Source organism: Streptomyces prunicolor (assembly GCF_045162825.1).
Classification (GTDB): Bacteria; Actinomycetota; Actinomycetes; order Streptomycetales; family Streptomycetaceae; genus Streptomyces; species Streptomyces prunicolor.
Map to the genome: position 1 here is coordinate 10426123 of NZ_CP108676.1, position 19200 is coordinate 10445322.

General features: G+C 70.2%; 22 protein-coding genes. 10 read left to right on the forward strand and 12 right to left on the reverse strand.

Features of this window, described 5'->3' with window-relative positions:
• Positions 1-18: 18 nt before the first annotated feature.
• The 5 genes from rpmG to OG588_RS47145 all read left to right on the forward strand — a co-directional run bounded on the left by rpmG (position 19) and on the right by OG588_RS47145 (position 2724).
• Entirely contained in the window at positions 19-183 is a 165-nt protein-coding gene (rpmG, locus tag OG588_RS47125; RefSeq protein WP_405952677.1) for a 50S ribosomal protein L33, read from the forward strand.
• Between the two features lie 74 nt (positions 184-257).
• Positions 258-506 carry a type B 50S ribosomal protein L31 gene (locus OG588_RS47130; protein ID WP_026150279.1) on the forward strand — a complete coding sequence of 83 codons (249 nt, stop codon included), beginning with the start codon at positions 258-260 and terminating at the stop codon, positions 504-506.
• The gene (gene ykgO, locus OG588_RS47135) at positions 503-625 is read left to right on the forward strand and encodes a type B 50S ribosomal protein L36 (RefSeq protein WP_014669332.1); all 123 of its coding nucleotides are present in this window, start codon (positions 503-505) and stop codon (positions 623-625) included. The genes OG588_RS47130 and ykgO overlap by 4 nt, the downstream gene beginning before the upstream one ends.
• 136 nt (positions 626-761) lie before the next feature.
• A complete protein-coding gene (locus tag OG588_RS47140; RefSeq protein ID WP_405952678.1) occupies positions 762-1592 on the forward strand; it encodes a PP2C family protein-serine/threonine phosphatase in 831 nt (276 codons plus the stop codon).
• Between the two features lie 157 nt (positions 1593-1749).
• Positions 1750-2724 carry an MASE1 domain-containing protein gene (locus OG588_RS47145; protein WP_405952679.1) on the forward strand — a complete coding sequence of 325 codons (975 nt, stop codon included), beginning with the start codon at positions 1750-1752 and terminating at the stop codon, positions 2722-2724.
• 34 nt (positions 2725-2758) lie between these two features.
• Here OG588_RS47145 and OG588_RS47150 read toward each other — a convergent pair whose 3' ends face one another.
• Positions 2759-3895 (reverse strand): PP2C family protein-serine/threonine phosphatase, encoded by a 1137-nt coding sequence (locus tag OG588_RS47150; RefSeq protein ID WP_405952680.1) that lies wholly within the window; start codon positions 3893-3895, stop codon positions 2759-2761.
• Positions 3896-4083: 188 nt separating this feature from the next.
• On the opposite strand from OG588_RS47150, the gene OG588_RS47155 reads away from it, so the two are divergent.
• On the forward strand, positions 4084-4812 hold the full coding sequence (locus OG588_RS47155) for a hypothetical protein (protein ID WP_405952681.1): 729 nt from the start codon (positions 4084-4086) through the stop codon (positions 4810-4812).
• Here OG588_RS47155 and OG588_RS47160 read toward each other — a convergent pair.
• From OG588_RS47160 to OG588_RS47190, 7 genes are all read right to left on the reverse strand, one after another.
• Positions 4778-5311, reverse strand: coding sequence for a TerD family protein (locus OG588_RS47160; protein WP_019056087.1), 534 nt, complete (start codon positions 5309-5311; stop codon positions 4778-4780). The genes OG588_RS47155 and OG588_RS47160 overlap by 35 nt on opposite strands.
• Positions 5312-5419: 108 nt before the next feature.
• Positions 5420-6520, reverse strand: a complete 1101-nt coding sequence (locus OG588_RS47165; RefSeq protein ID WP_405952682.1) for a M20 family metallopeptidase — start codon at positions 6518-6520, stop codon at positions 5420-5422.
• Between the two features lie 9 nt (positions 6521-6529).
• Positions 6530-6838 (reverse strand): hypothetical protein, encoded by a 309-nt coding sequence (locus OG588_RS47170; protein ID WP_405952683.1) that lies wholly within the window; start codon positions 6836-6838, stop codon positions 6530-6532.
• 114 nt (positions 6839-6952) lie between these two features.
• Positions 6953-8398, reverse strand: coding sequence for an argininosuccinate synthase (gene argG, locus OG588_RS47175; protein WP_033280510.1), 1446 nt, complete (start codon positions 8396-8398; stop codon positions 6953-6955).
• Positions 8399-8546: 148 nt separating this feature from the next.
• The gene (locus OG588_RS47180; protein ID WP_405952684.1) at positions 8547-9548 is read right to left on the reverse strand and encodes an ABC transporter substrate-binding protein; all 1002 of its coding nucleotides are present in this window, start codon (positions 9546-9548) and stop codon (positions 8547-8549) included.
• Positions 9549-9613: 65 nt separating this feature from the next.
• Positions 9614-10675 (reverse strand): ABC transporter permease, encoded by a 1062-nt coding sequence (locus OG588_RS47185; RefSeq protein ID WP_405952685.1) that lies wholly within the window; start codon positions 10673-10675, stop codon positions 9614-9616.
• Positions 10672-11490, reverse strand: coding sequence for an ATP-binding cassette domain-containing protein (locus OG588_RS47190; protein WP_366093943.1), 819 nt, complete (start codon positions 11488-11490; stop codon positions 10672-10674). The genes OG588_RS47185 and OG588_RS47190 overlap by 4 nt, the downstream gene beginning before the upstream one ends.
• A gap of 159 nt (positions 11491-11649) precedes the next feature.
• On the opposite strand from OG588_RS47190, the gene OG588_RS47195 reads away from it, so the two are divergent.
• Entirely contained in the window at positions 11650-12684 is a 1035-nt protein-coding gene (locus tag OG588_RS47195; RefSeq protein WP_405952686.1) for a LacI family DNA-binding transcriptional regulator, read from the forward strand.
• A gap of 40 nt (positions 12685-12724) precedes the next feature.
• Here the strand turns inward: OG588_RS47195 and OG588_RS47200 are convergent, their stop codons facing one another.
• Positions 12725-12940, reverse strand: coding sequence for a DUF4177 domain-containing protein (locus OG588_RS47200; protein ID WP_405952687.1), 216 nt, complete (start codon positions 12938-12940; stop codon positions 12725-12727).
• A gap of 276 nt (positions 12941-13216) precedes the next feature.
• Here OG588_RS47200 and OG588_RS47205 point away from each other — a divergent pair, with 276 nt between their 5' ends.
• A complete protein-coding gene (locus tag OG588_RS47205) occupies positions 13217-13879 on the forward strand; it encodes a DUF6629 family protein (protein WP_405952688.1) in 663 nt (220 codons plus the stop codon).
• Here OG588_RS47205 and OG588_RS47210 read toward each other — a convergent pair.
• The gene (locus OG588_RS47210) at positions 13848-14432 is read right to left on the reverse strand and encodes a hypothetical protein (protein ID WP_405952689.1); all 585 of its coding nucleotides are present in this window, start codon (positions 14430-14432) and stop codon (positions 13848-13850) included. The two genes, OG588_RS47205 and OG588_RS47210, sit on opposite strands and share 32 nt — an antisense overlap.
• Before the next feature lie 121 nt (positions 14433-14553).
• Between OG588_RS47210 and OG588_RS47215 the strand changes: the two genes are divergently transcribed.
• Together OG588_RS47215 and OG588_RS47220 are read left to right on the forward strand one after the other, a co-directional pair.
• Complete coding sequence (locus OG588_RS47215; protein WP_366093947.1) at positions 14554-14820, forward strand: DUF6959 family protein; 267 nt, start codon at positions 14554-14556, stop codon at positions 14818-14820.
• A 253-nt stretch (positions 14821-15073) separates the two neighbouring features.
• Positions 15074-16090 (forward strand): carbon-nitrogen hydrolase family protein, encoded by a 1017-nt coding sequence (locus OG588_RS47220; RefSeq protein ID WP_405952690.1) that lies wholly within the window; start codon positions 15074-15076, stop codon positions 16088-16090.
• A gap of 69 nt (positions 16091-16159) precedes the next feature.
• On the opposite strand, the gene OG588_RS47225 is transcribed toward OG588_RS47220, so the two are convergent.
• Positions 16160-17650: an arabinose isomerase gene (locus OG588_RS47225; protein WP_405952691.1), complete on the reverse strand. Its 1491-nt coding sequence runs from the start codon at positions 17648-17650 to the stop codon at positions 16160-16162.
• A 58-nt stretch (positions 17651-17708) separates the two neighbouring features.
• Positions 17709-19013, reverse strand: a complete 1305-nt coding sequence (locus OG588_RS47230) for an MFS transporter (RefSeq protein ID WP_405952692.1) — start codon at positions 19011-19013, stop codon at positions 17709-17711.
• Positions 19014-19200: the final 187 nt, after the last annotated feature.

Consider the following 19200-nt stretch of genomic DNA (forward strand, 5'->3'; position numbering starts at 1 on the left):
GGGCGGAAGGAGGTCCTCATGGCACGCACCACGAACCGTCCCGTCGTCACCCTGAAGTCGACGGCCGGTACCGGCGTCACCTACGTGACGCGCAAGAGCCGTCGCAACGACCCCGACCGGCTGGTCCTGCGCAAGTACGACCCGGTCGCCGGAGAGCACGTCGATTTCCGCGAGCAGCGCTGAACCGAGCGCGGCGGCAGTCCCACGTACGAAGCAGAGCGGCCGTCCCACCCGGACGGCCTGAGGAAGGAAGCACCATGAGGTCTGGCATCCACCCCGTGTCCCGTCCGGTCGTCTTCCGCGACCGCGCGGCGGACACCGCGTTCCTGACCACCTCGACCGCGCAGTCGGCGCGCACGATCGAGTGGGCGGACGGGAACACCTACCCGCTGATCGACGTCGAGATCTCGTCGGCCAGCCACCCGTTCTACACCGGCAACACGCGCGTCGTGGACACCGCGGGCCGTGTGGAGCGCTTCGAGCGCCGCTACGGGAGGACGTCATGAAGGTCCGCAATTCGCTTCGCTCACTGAAGGCCAAGCCCGGCGCGCAGGTGGTACGCCGCCGCGGTGTGACGTTCGTGATCAACAAGAAGGACCCGCGCTTCAAGGCCCGCCAGGGCTGACGCGGCACGTACGACGACTCGGCCCGACCCCGCTTCTCGCGGTGGCCGGGCCGTTGCCGTTCTCGGCGGCACACTCCAGGGGCAGAAAAATCGGTTCTTTATGCTTATAGCGGTACTAACCCCTTTGGAGTGGTCGATGCCCCGGAAGCGCCCCATGGACGACGGTGACGAGCTGCTGGCCAGGCTCGGGACGCTGACCGCCCAGGCACGCGAGCGCGCGGAGCTCCAGCGCTCCCTCCTCGAACTGGCCGTCGCCCTCCAGCGCGGCATGCTGCCCGGCGACATGCCCGTCACCCCCCGGTTCCATATCGCGGTCCAGTACGCGCCCGCCAACCACGGCCTCAACGTGGGCGGCGACTGGTACGACGCGTTCACGATGCCCGACGGGCGGATCGGCCTGTCCATCGGCGACGTCCAGGGCCACAACATCGAGGCGGCCGCGTTCATGGGTCAGGTGAGGGTCGGCCTGCGGGCGCTCGCCTCCGTCACCAGCGAGCCCGGTGAACTCCTCTCGCTGACGAACGACCTGCTCCTGTCCCTCGGTAGCGAACTCTTCGCGACCTGCACCTTCATGCGCCTGGACCCGATCACCGGGGTGCTGGAGAGCGCGCGGGCCGGACACATACCCTCCGTCTGGGCCACCGCCGACGGCCGCTCCGGCATCACCGACGACGAGGGCGGCCCGCCGCTGGGCATCGTCGCCGGGCAGCGGTACCCCGTGACCGAGCACCGGCTCACCACCGGCGGAGTCTTCGTCCTGGTGACCGACGGCGTGGTGGAGGGCCCCTCGATGAGCGTCGACGAGGGCCTCGACCAGGTGATGCGCCTCGCCGGAGTCGCCGCCGTGGCGGGCATGGAGGCGGGCTCGCTCGCGGCCGCCGTGATCAAGGGAGCCGAGCGTGTGGGGCACGAGGACGACGCGGCGGTACTGGTCGTGGGGCACGATGAGCCCGACATCGGGCCATAGGACCCGTCCGTCGCGGAGGCCGGTGCCTGCATCTGCGCCCCCGTTACGGCTGTACGCACCGTGCCCCGCCTGCGGGCGTCGGCCCGGTGCCGTTCCCTTCGCGCGGCGCGGCGGCCGGGCGCGGCTCGCCTCGCCGACACGGCCGGGGCAGTGTCTGATGGCTGCTGTGGTGGGTTTCGAGGATCTGCGGCGACCGGCCGGGTACGCCCTCCTGACGCTGGCCGTCGCCGGCAGCTACTTCGCGGCGGGACGCCTCGGCCTGCTGCGGGAGCTGGTCGTCGAGGGCGCCGTGTTCACCCCCATCTGGCCGCCCACCGGCGTCGCGGTGGCCTGCCTGCTGATCTTCGGGCTGCGGGTGCTGCCCGGCATCGCCCTCGGCGTGCTCCTCGTGATCATGTCGCTCACCTCGCTCCAGCCGACCGCGCTCGTCGTGCTGCTCGGCAACACCCTGGCCCCCGCCTGCGCCTACCTCCTGCTGCGCCGGGTGCGCTTCCGCACCGATCTCGGCCGGCTGCGCGACGGGCTCGCCCTGGTGTTCCTCGGCGCCCTGACCGCCATGCTGATCAGCGCGACCTGCGGGGTCGGCATGCTCGTCGCCACCGACAAGCTGGCCGCCCACTCCTTCTGGCCGGTCTGGCTCGGCTGGTGGGTGGGCGACGCGATGGGCGTGCTGATCGTGACCCCGCTCCTGCTCGTGCTGCGGACCGTACGCCTGCCCCTTGACCTGCACCGCTGGAAGGAGGCCCTGCTGCTCGCGGCCACCGTCGGCGTGATCGTCCCCCTCGTCACCCACAACCACGTCAGCCTGTTGTTCCTGATCTATCCGCTGCTGATCTGGGCGGCCCTGCGGTTCCGTTTCGCGGGCAGCATGCTGTGCGCCCTGTTCGCGTCCGTCATGGCCACCATCGCGGCGACCCAGGAGACGGGCCCGTTCGCCGACCTGACCCATGTCGAGGTCATGATGAAGCTGCAGGCCTTCAACGGAACGATGGCCCTCACCGCCCTGCTGCTGTCATCGGTCATCACCGAGCAGCGCAACACCAGACTGTCGGTGGAGAAGGCCTGCCAGGAGCTGGCCGAGGTCCTCGAACACCTCACAGCGGGCGACCCGCGCCAGGGTGGCCGCTCCTGATCGGCACGCGGCTTCAGGCAACAAGTCCGTGAGGTCAGGCGAGCCCCGCGTCGCCCCTCCTGCGCAGCACCAGCAGCGCGGTGTCGTCCCGGGGAGTGCCCGCCGTGTGGCGGCGCAGGTCGCCGTAGAGGGTGGCCGGAACGTCCGTCGGGGGGACGTCGCCCCAGGCCGCCGCGCGTTCCTCCAGGGGATAGAACGCGCCGGACGGATCGCGCGCCTCGGTCACGCCGTCCGTGCAGAGCAGCAGGGTGCCGTCCGGCGGGAAGGCGAACCATTCGACGGTACGAGGCTCAGGGGCCAGCGCGTCGAGGCCCAGCGGAACGCAGGGCTCCTGTTGGAGCACCGGCTCGGCCCGCTCCTTGTGCAGCAGCAGCGGCGCCACATGACCGCAGTTGATCGCCTGGACCTCCCGCTCGCCGTCCACGCCCAGCACGAGCGCCGTCACGAACCGCTCCTGTTCACCGGTCTGTGCCGCGAAGGAGTTGTGTCGTAGCACCGCCTCCTCCAGGGCGTCGACCACGGCGGTGAGTGTGGGCTCGGCCACGGCCGCCTCGCGGAAGGCGCTGAGCACGGCGAACGCGGCGCTGATCGCCTGGAGGCCCTTGCCCTGGACGTCGGCGATGAAGACACGGCTGCCGTACGGCGAGGAGACGACCTCGTAGACATCGCCGCCCACCCGGCTGTCCTCCTCCACCGGCCGGTAGAGGCCGTGGACCAGCAACTGGTCGGTCATCAGGGGGAAGGGGCGCAGGATCTGCCGTTGCAGCGCCGCCGCCGCGGAACGCAGCCGCGCGATCTCGCCCTCCCAGCGGATCCGCTGCGCCGCCCGCGCCACGCTCAGGCCGTTGAACACCAGGGTGAAGGCGATGACCGCCGCGTCGGCGCCCGCCGTGTCCAGCGGGCTGTCGAAGAGGGAGGCGGCGATGACGATCGTCACCCACACGGAGGCGACGGTGGTCTGCCGTACGGTCCCGCGCCCGGCGATCAGCGCGGGCAGCACCACCAGAAAGGGGGCCGGCCGGGTGTCCCGGCCGAGCGCGATACCGGTCGCCGCCACCATCAGCGTGACGACGACGAGCCAGAACACGACCACGGCCCAGCTGAGCGGAGGCGTGGACCGTTGCCCGGCGTCGACCACGGTGGAACCGGCCGGATCTCTTGAGGCGCGCACCGGCCCTCCCGCTTCCTTCAGTCCCCGAACAACCGTCGGGAAAGCTTCCCACTCTTCAATATCAGCCCCACCCGTACCGTCCGCGAACTGCGACAACAGCTCAGGGCGGCCCGGGACGCACAGGAAGTGCACAGGGGGCTAGATTCCGATCCGTATGTTGGGCCGATGGTGGGGGGAGTGGGGGAGCGTTGTTCATCTGGCGCACACTGCGGGGTGAATGGCAGGGCATCGTCGTCGATCCGGTACGACAGCTGCTGCGGCGCGGACTGAAGGGGGTGTCCCTGGCGTTCGTCGCCGCCTTCGGCGTCATCTTCTTCCACGCGCTCGCACAGAACCCGACCGGAGCCGTGATCGTGCGGGACATCGGCGGCGTCCAGGGCGACCTGCCGCTGTGGCTCGCCCTGCTGCGCACCCCCATATCGCTGTACGTCCCCGCCCTCGACCTGCCCGTATGGGCCGGCATCACCCAGCTGTTCCTCGCCTTCGCGCTGGCCGAGCTGGCCCTCGGCCGGGCCCGCACGCTGGCTGTCGCCTACGCGACCACGCTGGCCGGCACCCTCACGGTGCGCGTGATGCTCCTGATCGGGCCCGGCTGCGGCGGCATCGGGCTGCGGCCCGAGATCGGCCGGATCCTCGACACCGGGCCGTCCGCCGCGGTCGTAGGACTGTTCACGTATCTCGCCGTCGTGCGGCGCGCGCCCGTCGTGTTCTTCCTCACCGGCGGGTCGATGGTGTGGGAGTCGATCGTGAAACCCAATCTGGCCGGCCGCGAGCACCTGGTCGCGGTGGCCACCGCCGTCGTCCTGGGTGTGGTCCACGAGCTGCGCCACAAGCGGCCGACCGTCACGGCGCTGCTTCCCGAGTTCAAGGCGGAGCAGCCGGTCAGGGCCGAGACGCGCTGCCCATCTCCGCGCTGAAGCTCACCGGTTCGCTGTCGAAGCCCCGCACCATCGCGCGGAACTCCCAGGCTCCGGAGTCGTCCTTGGTGAACTCCGCGACCGTCGCGGCGGTGGACCCGGCCACTCCCGCGAAGTCGTCCGACAGCAGCTCCTTGTACCCCTCCACGACCAGTGCCCGGGCGTGCGACAGATCGCCGAAGGTCCTCGTCCCACCGTTCTGATGGATGGCCACCCCCACGACCACCCGCGCGAAGGACGCGGCGAGCCGGTCGAGTTCGAGGACCATCACCTCCATGTAGCCGTACCCCTGGCCGCTCTCGCTGTGCCGGCTCATGTTGATCGTGCCGTCCGGCGAGCGGCTCTCGGAGTTGACGACGTACACCGGGCGTCCGTGCGGGGCGTCGGCGGAGTAGGTCGCCGCGACGATGTCCAGATGGCGCGGCTGCTGCCCCCAGGGGCTCGGATTCCAGCGGAGCCGAACTTCGACCTTCCCCGCAACTTTGCTGACACTGCTCACTGATTGCCGCTCCCGTATCAGGCCATCACGGGACGATCCCCCGTATGGTCAAGTATGGCTCTTCGGCAGCCTGTTGATGCCGACCGAACGGACCTGACATGTCCGGGGTCAAGCGCTCCGGATCGCGTCCACCAGCCCGGCGACGAGGCTCGCCCGCTCGGCCATCGACGCGACGAGCAGATACTCGTGGTCGGCGTGGGCCCCGCCCCCGACCGCGCCCAGTCCGTCGAGCGTCGGTACCCCCAGCGCGGCCGTGAAGTTCCCGTCGCTCCCACCGCCAACCGCCCGGCCTTCGAGCCCGGGCAGCAACTTCCGTGCCACAGCGAACAGTTCGGCCGCGGCCGACTCGGGCATCGGCGGCCGACCGACACATCCTTCTACGGTGATCACGGCCTCGTCGAGATGTGGAGCGAGGGCGGCGAACGCGGCCTCGATCCGTTCCTTCTCGTCGGCCGACTCGACCCGGACGTCCACGACGACGGTCGCCCGCGCGGGGACGACATTGTCCAGCGTCCCGGCGGACGCGACGGTCGGCGTGACCGTCGTGCCCACCTCGGGCCGCGCCAAGGCCGCGATGTCCAGCACCTGGTGGGCCGCCTCGACCAGCGCGTTGACCCCGGCGGCGGGCTCCAGCCCCGCGTGCGAGGCGCGGCCCGCGACGGACACCTCGAACGTGCCGCATCCCTTACGGCCGGTCTTCACGCCCCCGCCGTCGGCGGCACCCTCGACGACGAGCACGGCACCGCAGGCGAGGGCGCGTTCCTCGATGAGCGCCCGGGAGGAACGGGAACCGACCTCCTCGTCCGCGGTCACCAGAATCTCGACGCCCGACCGGTCGCCGAGACCCGCGACCCCGTGGATCGCCTGCACCAGACCGCCGAGCATGTCGAAGACACCGGGTCCGGTCACGTGCCCGTCCTCGACCAGGAAGGGGCGGCGCGCGAGAGTGCCGAGCGGGAACACCGTGTCGTGGTGGCCGAGGATCAGCACGCGGGGCGTGCCACCGCCGGACCAGTGGACATGCGGCCCGCCCTCGCTCTCGACGAGCATCGCCTTCCCGCCGAGCCGGGTCTCGATGACAGCGGCGACGGTCCCGGCCGATTTCCGCAGGGCATCCAGGTCACGGGAGGGAGACTCGACCTCGACGAGGGTCCGGAGATCTTCGATCATCGCGTCGACGCTCACGTCGACGGCCTTGGGCGTGGTCATCAGGGAAGGCTACGCGGGGAGTGTGGGGGAGGGCTCGCTCCCCTCGACGTCGCCTCGCGTGAGCGACCGGTCGGGCTCGTCGGGGTTCCACATGTACTGATGGTCCTCGTTCTTCAGCAGCACGCCCGTTTCGGCCATCCGGTCGAGGATGTCGACGAGCATCTCACCGAGCGCGTAGCCGTCCACCCAGAACATTCGCTTGACCCCGCCGAACAACTGGTTCCCCGGAAACACCCCCAGGATCTTCCCGAGCTCGAAGCCCGCCGCGTCGTAGTCGGTCCAGTCGGTCAGCACGTCCCGCAGTCCGCCCGCTGCCATGGCACCTCTCGCCTCTCGGGATCCTCATCCTCTCAGGGCCACGAGCGCCGAAAGGCCGGCCCGACGCCCCACGCGTCGAACCGGCCCAACGGCGTTTCCGCTCCCCGGAGTTGATCAGTCCGTGCCCGACTCCATCGCCGCGCGGTCCAGCAGTGCGTCGTCCTCGGAGACCTCGCCGCGGGAGGCGATCGCCTCGGCGCCGCCCTCGGGCATGCTGCCGATGAGGCCGGTCGCGGCGGCCTGGGCGGCGCCGATCGCGGTGTTGCCGGTGCCGATGAGGCCGAGGCCGGCGTACTGCTCCAGCTTGGCGCGGGAGTCGGCGATGTCGAGGTTGCGCATGGTGAGCTGGCCGATGCGGTCGACCGGGCCGAAGGCCGAGTCCTCGGTGCGCTCCATGGACAGCTTGTCCGGGTGGTAGCTGAACGCCGGGCCCGAGGTGTCGAGCAGCGAGTAGTCCTCGCCGCGCCGCAGCCGCAGGGTGACCTCACCGGTGATCGCCGAGCCGACCCAGCGCTGGAGCGACTCCCGGACCATCAGGGCCTGCGGGTCCAGCCAGCGGCCCTCGTACATCAGGCGACCCAGGCGTCGGCCCTCGTTGTGGTACTGCGCGACGGTGTCCTCGTTGTGAATCGCGTTCACGAGACGCTCGTAGGCCGCGTGCAGCAGGGCCATGCCGGGCGCCTCGTAGATGCCGCGGCTCTTCGCCTCGATGATCCGGTTCTCGATCTGGTCGGACATGCCCAGGCCGTGCCGGCCGCCGATCGCGTTGGCCTCCATGACGAGGTCCACGGGGGAGGAGAACTCCTTGCCGTTGATCGTCACCGGGCGGCCCTGGTCGAAGCCGATCGTCACGTCCTCGGTGACGATCTCGACCGACGGGTCCCAGAAGCGGACGCCCATGATCGGCTCGACGGTCTCCACACCCGTGTCCAGGTGCTCCAGGGTCTTGGCCTCGTGGGTGGCGCCCCAGATGTTGGCGTCGGTGGAGTACGCCTTCTCCGTGCTGTCGCGGTAGGGCAGCTCGTGGGCGAGCAGCCACTCCGACATTTCCTTGCGGCCGCCGAGCTCGGTCACGAAGTCCGCGTCCAGCCAGGGCTTGTAGATCCGCAGGTGCGGGTTGGCGAGCAGGCCGTAGCGGTAGAACCGCTCGATGTCGTTGCCCTTGAAGGTCGAGCCGTCGCCCCAGATCTGGACGTCGTCCTCGAGCATCGCGCGGACCAGCAGCGTGCCGGTGACGGCACGGCCCAGCGGGGTGGTGTTGAAATAGGCGCGCCCGCCGGAGCGGATGTGGAACGCCCCGCAGGTCAGCGCGGCCAGGCCCTCCTCGACCAGCGCCGCACGGCAGTCGACCAGACGCGCGATCTCGGCGCCGTAGGCCTGCGCGCGGCCGGGCACCGAGGCGATGTCGGGCTCGTCGTACTGGCCGATGTCGGCGGTGTAGGTGCAGGGGACGGCACCCTTGTCGCGCATCCAGGCGACCGCGACGGAGGTGTCGAGTCCGCCCGAGAAGGCGATGCCGACGCGCTCGCCGGTGGGGAGGGAGGTGAGGACCTTAGACATGGGAAGATTATGCACCCTCGCGCATGGTCATGCAAAGTCCCCTTTTTGATCCCTCTTTTTGATACGGCTCGATCCTCCTTTTGATACGCCGCTGCCGGGCACCCGTGACGCAGGAGGGCACCCGGCGGCGGTGACAGGGGGACTGTGCTCAACACCCCGCCTTGTAGAAGTACTTGCTGATCTCGGGCTGGTTCATGTTCGCCTTGGTGATGGCGACCATGTTGGTGCCGACCGACTTCTGGACCGCCTTGCCCTCGAAGGCCGCGGCGAGCTGGTCCACGGCCTCCCGGCCGATCGCCGCCGGGTCCTGCGCCACCAGCACCTGGAGGGTGCCCGCCTTGAGCGAGGCGACCTCGTCCGGTTCGGCGTCGAACGCGGCGACCTTCACCGTGCCCTCCTTGCCGGCCTGCTTGAGACCGGTGGCTATGCCCGTGCCGGTGTTGGTGTTCCCCGCGAAGACACCGCCCAGGTCGGGGTGGGCCGCCAGCGTCGACTGGATCTGGGAGGCCGCGGTGGCCGGGAGGTCGTTGTCGTAGAGCGTGGGCAGCATCTTGATGTTCGGGTACTTCTTCATCTCCTCGGTGAAGCCCTTGATGCGGGCGTCCGTGGTGGAGACACCGGGCTTGACGCTGATGACAATGGCCGAGCCTTTCTCGTTCATCAGCTTGGCGAGCGCGTCGGCCGCCACCCGGCCGCCCTTCTCGTTGTCGGACGAGATCCGGGTGATGCCGATCGAGTTGTCGGTGACCGTGGTGTCCACCAGCGCGACCTTGGTGCCGGCCGACTGGATCTGCTTCAGCGACGGGGTGAGCGCGCTGACGTCGACCGGCGAGATCAGCAGCCCGTCCGGCCGGGACGCCGCCACCGAGTCTAGGAGGGGCCGCTGCACCGAGACGTCCCACTGTGCGGAGCCGTCCGCGGAGAAGTCCATGCCCTTGGCCTTGGCCTCGGTCTGCGCCGCGCAGGTCATGGTGATGTAGAAGGGGTCGCTCTTCACGCCGGTGATCAGCCGGACCTTCTTGCCGGAAGCGCCTCCCTTCGACCCCGAACTGCCGCTGTCGTTCGACGAGCTGCAGGCGGCGGCGCCGGTCAGGGCCAGCACGGTGCCCGCGGCGACCAGTACTTTGCGTGAGATGCGGATGCTCGACATAGGGGTTGTCCTCCTGGGTCGTACGAGGGTTGGGGCGAATGTCGGGGCGGGATTCGTGCCGGGAGTCATGCGCGCTCCCGGGTCTTCCTGCGCATCTGGTCGATGTAGACGGCGGCGACCAGGACGACACCGACGGCGACGTCCTGCCAGTACTGCTGAACGCCGATGACGATCAGCCCGGTGGTGAGCACCGCGGGGATGAACACGCCGATCACCGTGCCCAGTACCGAACCCCGGCCGCCGAAGAGGCTGGTGCCGCCCAGGACCACCGCGGTGATCACCTTCAGGTTGTCGGTGGAGTGCCCGGCGATCGACGTCGTGCCGTACGAGGCCAGCCACATCACCGCGCCGAGACCGGCCAACAGACCCATCAGGCCGTAGACCTTGATCAGGTGGCGGCCCACCGGGATGCCCGCGCGGCGGACGGCGGTCGGGTTGGAGCCGATCGCCAGGGTGTTGCTGCCGAACTTCGTCGCGCTGAGCAACGCGCCGAACAGGGCGGTGACCACCGCGGCGAGGATCACCATCCAGGGGATGCCGAGCAACTTGCCGAATCCCAGGCTGTTCTGGAGGTGCGCGGCGGACGCGCCGGCCGGATCCTGGCCGCCGGTGGCGAGTTCGGCGATGCCGAGCGCCGCGCCCAGACCGCCCAGGGTCACGATCAGCGGAGGCACCTTCCCGGTCGCCACCACCGCGCCCTGCAACGCGCCCCAACCCGCCCCCACCGCAAGGGCGATGACGACGCAGACCGCGACCGTGAACCAGCCGGCGGCGGGCCCGCCGTGGTGGACGTTGCACTCGCCCGCGGACACCGCCGCCAGCACCAGCACCGAGCCGATCGACAGGTCGATGCCCGCGGTGATGATCACGAACGTCATGCCGACGCCGAGCACCAGATAGATGGACGCGTTCACCGCGATCTGCGTGATGTCGTACGTGGTGAAGAACTTGCCCGGCGCCGCGATGGTGAAGAACGCGACCAGCGCGACGAGGATCACGAACGTCCACAACTCGCTGATTCCGGCGGCCCGTCGGAGCCACGGGGGTATCGCGAGGCGTCCGGCATCGGCCGGGGGCGGCTCCTGTGCCGGGGCGGCCGGCTTGATGTCCTGGCTGTTGGCGCTCATCGCCCGTCCTCCGCTTCCGTCGCGCCGACCGGGCCGTGGTCCCCGTTCGACACGGGCTCGTCCAGCGATCCGGTCATGGCGCCGACGAGTTTCTCGATCGTGGCGTCGGCCGCGGTGAACGAGGCCACCCGGCGTCCCAGCCGCAGTACTTCGACCCGGTCGGCGACCGACAGCACCTCGGGCATGTTGTGGCTGATGAGGACGACGCAGATGCCCCGGTCGGCGACCCTGCGGACGGTCTCCAGGACCCGGGCGCGCTGGACGACGCCCAGGGCGGCGGTCGGTTCGTCCATGAAGATGACCTTGTTGGCGAAGGCGACCGCCCGGGCTACGGCCACGGACTGCCGTTGCCCTCCTGACAACGTTGTCACAGGAGCCGTCACATCTTTCAGCTCCACGCCCAGTTCACCGAACGCCGCGATCGCCTCCCGGCGCATGGTGGGTCGGTCGAGCACGCCCAGGCGACCGAGCAGGCCTCCGCGCACAAGTTCCCTGCCGAGATAGAGATTTGACGCAGCGTCAAGATCCGGCGCCAGGGAGAGATCCTGGTAGACGGTCTCGACTCCGTGCCGTTGCGCGTCCATCGGCCCCGTGAACCGGACCGGCGTCCCGTCCAGGCGCACCTCGCCCTCGTCCGGGGTGAGGACGCCGGAAAGTACGTTCACCAACGTCGACTTGCCGGCGCCGTTGTCACCGATCAGTGCGACGACCTCACCGGCGTACGCCGTGAAGTCGGCGCCCGAGAGCGCCTGGACATGGCCGAAACGCTTGACCACACCGTGTGCCGCGAGAAGGGGTTCTCTTGCAGAGGCCATGTTGTGCCTTCTGGTTGGTATCGTTAACAGCTCGTCGATTCTGGGAGGCCCGTGGGTGGGCGTCAAGGGTCGTGAACGAACGGGGAATTGGGCGGACACCGTCGGCCCGTCGGACAGGCTCTGGTCCGGTCGCGCTGGATGACCTCGGGAGGACGCGGCGTGACCGGTCGTCCCAGCCGTCCCAGGATGAAGGACGTGGCCGCGGAAGCGGGCGTCAGCGTGATGACGGTGTCCCGGGTGGTCAACGGCGAGGCGGGCGTGGCGCCGCCCACCGCCGCCCGCGTGGAGGCCGCCGTCCGCAAGCTGGGCTATCAACGCGACGACGTGGCACGGCAGTTACGCCGTACGGACCGACTGAGCCAGACCATCGGACTGATGGTGGACAACGTCGCCGACCCCTTCATGGCCGCCGTCGCCTCGGCCACCGAGGACATCGCCCACCGGCGCGGCAACATGGTCCTCATCGGCTCCAGCCGCGCCGACCCGCACCGCGAACGCGAGGTCATCGCGGCCTTCACCGCGCGGCGCGTCGACGGGCTGATCCTCACCCCGGTCGCGGGCGACCAGCGCTTCCTGCGCTCGGCGCAGACGCGGGGCACGAAGATCGTGTGCGTGGACCGGGCGGCGCCCGGGCTGGACGTGGACACCGTGGTGGTGGACAACTTCGGCGCGGTGCGGCAGGCCGTGAGCCACCTGATCGCGCACGGGCACCGGCGTATCGGCTACCTCGGCGACAAGCCGGAGATCTGGACCTTCGGCGAACGGCACCGCGGCTATCTGGCGGCCCTGGACGCCGCGGGCATCGACGCCGATCCGGCGCTCGTCCGGCACGGGGTGAGGTCAGGCGCGGACGCGGCCCGCGCCGTCACCGCGATCCTCTGCGCACCGGAGCCGCCCACGGCCGTCCTCGCGGGCAACGAAGTCATCGCGTTCGGCGTGCGGGCCGTGCTGCCCGCCGACGTCGCGTTCATCGCCTTCGACGACTTCGCGCTGGCCGCGCAGTTGACGCCACCGGTCACGGTCATCGCGCAGGACCCGGTCGCTCTCGCGACGAGCGCCGCGCATCTGCTGTTCGCCCGCATCCACGGGGACACGTCACCGCCCCGCAGGGTCGTCATGCCGACCGAGCTGATCCCGCGCGGGTCGGGGGAGATCCCGGGCCCCGGTACGCCGACTCGAACTCCTCGGCGCTGACGAATCCCGGCCGCCCCCGTCCCGCGCACGGCATCGATGGTTACGCGCGAGGCCGCTCGAAGGTGAGGAGCAGGCCCTCGACCGCGCCGGGACCTATGCGGCCCTTGACGTCGGCGGCGGTGATGGCCTTGAGGCCCCAGCCGTCCTCGGCGTTCTTGTTGAGGACCTTCTCCAGCTTGTCGCTGTCCAGCGCGTCGCCGATCAGCGACTCCCGGAAACTGACGACCTTGTACTCGAACGTGTAGGCGTTGCTCATGGCTGCGTTGTCCTCCTGTGCGTGCGCACGGTGTGCGGTTGGGCGGGGTCAGCCAATCACGGGGGGACGTTCCCGCGCAGGCCGGGGGTGGTTTCGTGGCACGGCTGCCAACTGGGCCTGGGGAGCGGCGCGTTGTCCGGACCGGGCGTCAGGGACGTGCTCGCGGGCAGGTCATGACGGCACGCCGCGGCCGTCGTGTCACCCGGGGCGGGGAGGGACGGAGACGTAGCGTGGCCGGTGACCGAGGTGGACGCGGACGGATCCCGTGGAGGTGCCATGTGCTGGAGTGCGAGGGCCGACCTCGTGGCGGGCGCGGCGGTCGCCGCCGTAGGAGTGGCTTGTGTGGTGCGGGCGCGCAGGCGGTCCGATCTCCCGATGGCCGCACTGCCGTTGCTGCTCGGCACCCATCAGATCGTCGAGTCGGCGGTGTGGGCCGCCGACGGGGGCAGCGGGCCCGCCACCCTCGCCTGGGCCGCCATCGCCATGCCGCTGCTCGCGGTGTGGGTCCCGGTGGGTGTGTGGTGCGCGGCGCCACGACGGGCCCGGACCCGGGTCGGCGTGCTGGTCGCGGTCGGCGCGGTGACCGCGGCGGCCCTCGCCCACGCGCTGGCCGTACACCCCGTGACGGCCGAGATCCGGGGCCACACCCTCGGCTACGTCGTGGATCTTCCGTACGCCCAACTGGTCATCGCGGGCTACCTCGTGGCCACGATCGGCTCGCTGCTGCTGTCCGGTGAGCGCGGGCTGGTGGTGCTGGGGATCCTGGTCACGGCCGGCGCGCTGGTGTGCTGGACGTTGTGGGAGCTGGAGTTCGTATCGACGTGGTGCGCGGTCGCCGCGGTGTCGTCGGTGGTGCTGTTCTTCTGGGTGAACGGCCGCGAACGGGAGCCGGAGAAGCGGCCGTACGTCAGTGCGCGTCGCGGCGGGTCCACAGGCTGAGGTCGCTGCTCGTGGCGACCGCGAGGGTCCGCCCGGAGGGTGAGAAGCCGGCTGCGCGCAGCTCCGAGTAGTCGGCGTCGAAGATGTGCCACCAGGTCTCTCCGGCCTGTCCCTTGTGGAGCCCGCCGTCCGTCGAGAGGAGCACCCGGTGGTGGGGCCACTCGGGGCTCACGGCGTCCGTGCTCCAGCCGCCGGGAGCGGTCGCGTGCAGACCGCCGCCGAAGAGACCGGCAATCCGCACCCGGACGCCCGCGATCGGACCGAGGCCGGGGCAGGCGAGATCCGGGTGCCCGTCGGGCGTGCCGGTCTCGGGATCGGGGTCCCGGTCGCGGGCGATCTTCTCGCCGGTGGACGCGTCGAAGAGACCGTGACCGTCGGTCGAGACGACCATCACGAGATCGTGCCCGGTGCCGGGATCGGTGGCGAAGCCGATGCCGAGCAGCCCGCCGATGGGGGTGCTGTTGTCGAGCACGGGGTGCCAGGGCTCCGGAGCGGGCATGACGGGGGCGGCGAGGCAGCGGTCGCGCAGCCGCTGCTGGTATTCGGTGAGCAAGGGGTTTCTCCTCGGTGCGGTCGGCGACGAGGATCTCTCAGGAGGGCAGGGCGAGTCGAGTGGAAACCGCTTCCGCGTAACGCCGTTGATGCCGACCGGTGGTGTCGGGTTGGATGGCCCCATGGAGCGCATAGACGCAGAACTGTTCACTGACGGTGGGAACGATGCCGTGGTCCGGCTGCCCGGTCGCCGGTTCCCCGGTGTGCTGATCCAGGGCGACTCCCTGCACATCCTCCGCAGCGATGTGGCCGAGGTGGTGGAGGCCTGCGAGCGCGGTGACCTGGCAGACGCGGGGGAGTCCGCGGGCCTGCTGCTGGCGGGCCTCGACGCGCTGCTGAACCGCTACTCCGTCGCGTTGGAGAACCATCAGATCCGGCGGCCCTACTGAGGTCCGAGCTGAGGTTCCACCCGCGGGCTGTTCCTGGCGAAGTCGGCTTTCCGGGGGCCTCCGGGCCTGGTTGACGGTGCAACGCGGCCACGGCATCATCGGCTGTGGCGTGGCCCAACGCCGAACCTCCCCCGACCGTCCCCAGCACGGTCCTGGTCGGAGGCAAAGGGGCTCACTGTCTCGGGTCGTTCCATGGTCTGCCGTCTTGTGCGTGGTCGCTGGGGGATTGCGCGCGGGACGTGGAAGGCCAGGAATGACAGCGAACAGGAACTTCAAACGCAGGGTGCGGGCGCGCGCCGCCAAGACCGGCGAGTCCTACACGGCCTCGCTGCGGCACTTCCGCCCGGCTCCCACCGGCGGGGCGGTAGCGGGAGGCAAGCGGGTGCGGCTGGCCGTGGCCCAGACCGTCATCCGCGAAGACCCGCGCGACGCCGCCGAGTTGCGTGCGAGTGGAGCCGACCTGCGGAGCCTGATGCGCGAAGCGCAGCGCGCCGGCGCCAGGCTCGTGCACTTCCCGGAAGGCGCCACCTGCTTTCCGCACAAACGCGTCATGAGCGTCAACGGCCCCGCCGAGGTCGGGCCGGCCGACTGGGACCGGTTCGCATGGGACGTGCTGCGGCAGGAGCTGAACGCGACGGCGGAGTTGGCACGGGAACTGCGGCTGTGGACCGTGCTGGGCTCCGTCCACCGGCTCACCGCGCCCCACCGTCCGCACAACAGCCTGTATGTGATCTCCGACCGGGGCGAGGTGGCGACGCGCTACGACGAGCGCATGCTGTCGCGCACCAAGATCTCGTACATGTACGCCCCCGGCACGAAGCCCGTGACCTTCGAGGTCGACGGCATGCGGTTCGGGTGCGCGCTCGGTATGGAGGTCCACTTTCCCGAGGTGTTCATCGAGTACGAGCGGCTGGACGTCGACTGTGTCCTCTTCTCCACGACCGGCGCGGTGTCGCCCCACGACTCCAGACTGTTCGCGACCGAGGCACAAGGCCACGCGTCCGCCAACAGCTACTGGCTCAGCTTCGCCTCACCCGCACAACACAGCGGGTCCGTGCCGTCCGGGGTGGTCGGCCCCGACGGAGAGTGGCTTGCCCAGGGGCCCCGGGACGGGACGGCCTCGGTGACCGTCGTGGACCTCGACACCGCGTCGAGCGACGTGGAGGTCGCCGTGTCCATGGCCCGGCCCTGGCGGCGCACGGCTCGCGCGGGGCTCTACGAACCGCACGTCGTCCGGGATCCGCGGAGCGACGACCGAAGTCTCTTCTGACCTACGACACGGGTGTCGGGCGCGTGTGTAGGCATGCGCCCGGCACCCCCCGGCAGAGGACAACTGCGCTCATACATCCCGGTGTTGGATGCCCAGCAGACTCGCCGCGGCCCGGAAGTCGGCCGTGTGGTGACCGAGGGCGAGGGACCAGTGGTGGCCCACACCGGTCGCACTCCACGCGTCGACCCACTCGCCGGGGTCGCGTCCGAAGTCGACGCGGCTGGTGGTGTTGCCGATCGCGAGATGCGGTCCGGGTACGACGGTGCCCTCGGAGGTGATGAACGACAGGGTGCCGTCACGGTCCTGGCCGAGCCCGAGGAGGGTGACGGGACCGTGCTGGACGTCGAACTCCACGCTGACGCCCCAGCCGCGCTTGCCGTGGTAGACGCCCAGGCCGCGCAGCAGCGGGTCGCGGGAGCTGACCGCGAGGTGCGCGGGTCCGTCGTGGCCCATCTCCACCACGCCGGCCTCGAAGTCGAGGGCCTGGATCTCGGTGAACGAACCCCCGGCCCCGATGCTCTGCGTCGCCAACTGGGCCAGGCTGGTGCGGAGTTCGTACTCACCGGCGGCCGGCACGCCCCGGGCTGTCAGCAGGGAGGCGCCCAGGATCATGCCGGCGCCGAGCCGTTCGTGCAGCTCGCCGTCGAGTCCTCGGTGGTAGTACGCGAGCGTGTCGAGGCCGAAGTCCTCGACGAGCCGGTCCAGGGCGACCGACACCGTCGCCCCCCACGCGAAGTCCTCGTCCACCACACTGTCGTCCACGGCGAAGATCCGCCGGGCCAACGCCGTACGCTCCCGGGTCTCGGCCTCGCTCACCTTCTCCACCCGATGCCGCAGATCGTCGAACTCCAGCACCTCGACGTGCGAGCCGAACGTCGCCGGGAGCAGCGTCAGATCGGTCGACACATCGAGCATGCCCGGATACAGATGCCCCATCAGACCGTGCCGGGCATGGCGGAGCGAGGCGCGCACATGCGCGGCCCGGATCCACTGCTCGATCCGCCGCCACGCCGACTCCTGACGCAGCCAGCCCGACACCGACCGGAAGGGGATACCGGCCCGCCGGAAGACATTGCCGACCTCGGGCACCGGGCACTGCCCGCAGTACGCGAGCCAGGCGCCCGTGTCGAAGGAGGCGTGGTCCATCCGCTCGGACGGCTGGAGGTCGATGACCAGGACCGGGGTGTGCGAACGCTGGGCGATCGGCAGCACCATCGACGAGGTCAGATACGTCGTCAGGAACAGCACGATCAAGTCGCAGTCCGCGCGCCGGAGTTGCTCCGCCGCGACCGCTCCTTCCTGGGCGTCGGAGATGAAGCCGACGTCGGTCACCTCCGCGTCCATCCGCTGGAAGCGCTCGGCGACGTACGCGGACGACTCCTTCAACTGCGGGAGAAGGTGCGGGAATTGGGGCCAGTAGGCGCCGAGACCACCCGCCACGAGTCCGATCCGGGTACGGCGGCGGGGCACCGGGGGAAGCAACTCCCGTAGCGCGGCGGCGCGTTCCGCGGTCACGGTCGTGGGTTCGGTGGGCACGGTCGCGGGTTCGGTCGTTGCCATGAGCGGTGTTCCTTCGGGTGCGCGGTGTGTGCTTTTCCTTCCGGTGTCCGGTGCCGCATCAGGTCCGGGCCACGCCCAGCCCCGGCGCCGGGGCGACCGCGGTCTCCGGGGAACGCCGGATGAGGACATGGATGACGTACACACCCGCGACCCCGGACGCCGCCATGCAGAGCGTGATCAGCCACAGCAGGAGCGACGCGCTGTAGTCCATCAGCGCGGGCGTGACGAACGCGACGCCCGCGAAGACCCCGCGCGACAGGGCGTAGGTGAGGCCCTGGGTGGTGCCGCGGGTGTCCGGGGGCAGCGTGAGTTGCGACCACACCTTGTAACTGGCCTCCCCCGCAAAGGGGTTGGAGATCTGGTACAGCACGAAGAAGACGAGCATGCCGACCAGGGCACCGGCCGTCAGGGAGGCGATGCAGAAGGCCACGACCTGCACGACCGTGAAGACGTAGAACAGCCGGTCGCGCCAGGGGGTGTCGGCGATCCGGACGAAGACGAAGGTCAGCACCAACGCGATCGGCAGGAACGCCAGGTTGATCCCGGTGGCCAGGCTCTGCGAGGCGCCGCTGACCGTGACCAGGAGGTACGTGCCGAACTGGCCGAAGGTGTTGGCGCCGATGCCCCAGGTGACGTAGTAGACGAAGGTCGCGGCCATCGGCAGCAGCGCGGCCCGGTTCCACACGTTCTTGAGCTCGATGCCGCGCGGGGCGGCCAGCGCGGCCGCCTCCTGCTGCACCGTCGCGTCCGACGGCTCCTCGGCCAGTTCCAGCCGGGCCCGGAGCAGGAAGGTGACCAGCGCCGCGACGATGAGATGGCCGGTGATGATCCGCGCCCCTACCATGCCGGTGTCCGACAGGACATAGCCGAGGAAGATCACGACGACGATGCCCGCCACCCACAGGACCTGGGTAAACGACACGAGACGGGCCCGGCCGTCGGGGGGTGCGGCGTCCGAGACCACGGCCAGGGACGTCGGCAGGTCGGCGCCGGCGGCCAGTCCCGCGATGAGCACGCCGACGAAGAGGACGATGTCGTTCGGGGCGAGGGTGATGACGATCGCGCCGATCGCGTAGCAGAGGATGTCCAGGTTGTAGACGCGGCGGCGCCCGAACATGTCCGCGAGGCGTCCGCCGACGAGGGAGCCGACGGCGATGCAGCCGGTGACGATCGCGCTGATCGCCCCGGCCATCCAAACGCCCATGTCGTAGTGGTCGCGGTAGATCGCCAGGTTGACGGCGATGCTGACGATGAGCGCGGCGTCGAGATAGGAGGCCATGCCCGAGAGGGCCGCGACCTTCCACAGGTGCTTCGGGATGGGCGGTTGTTCCGCGTGTTCCGGTGCAGATGAGAATCGGATCATGATGCGGCTCCTCGCGGCTCTGGGCCGGGGTCGCAGTGAATATAGGGTTCAAAAAACGTTCCAACAAGCCCTCTTGCACGTATCCGTCGCGCATCCGGCTCAAGACCGGTCGGCCTCCTTCCCGCGCTGCGGATCCGGTGCCAACATCGCAGGTGGCGGACAACCGAGCCGACCTAAAACGTTTTTT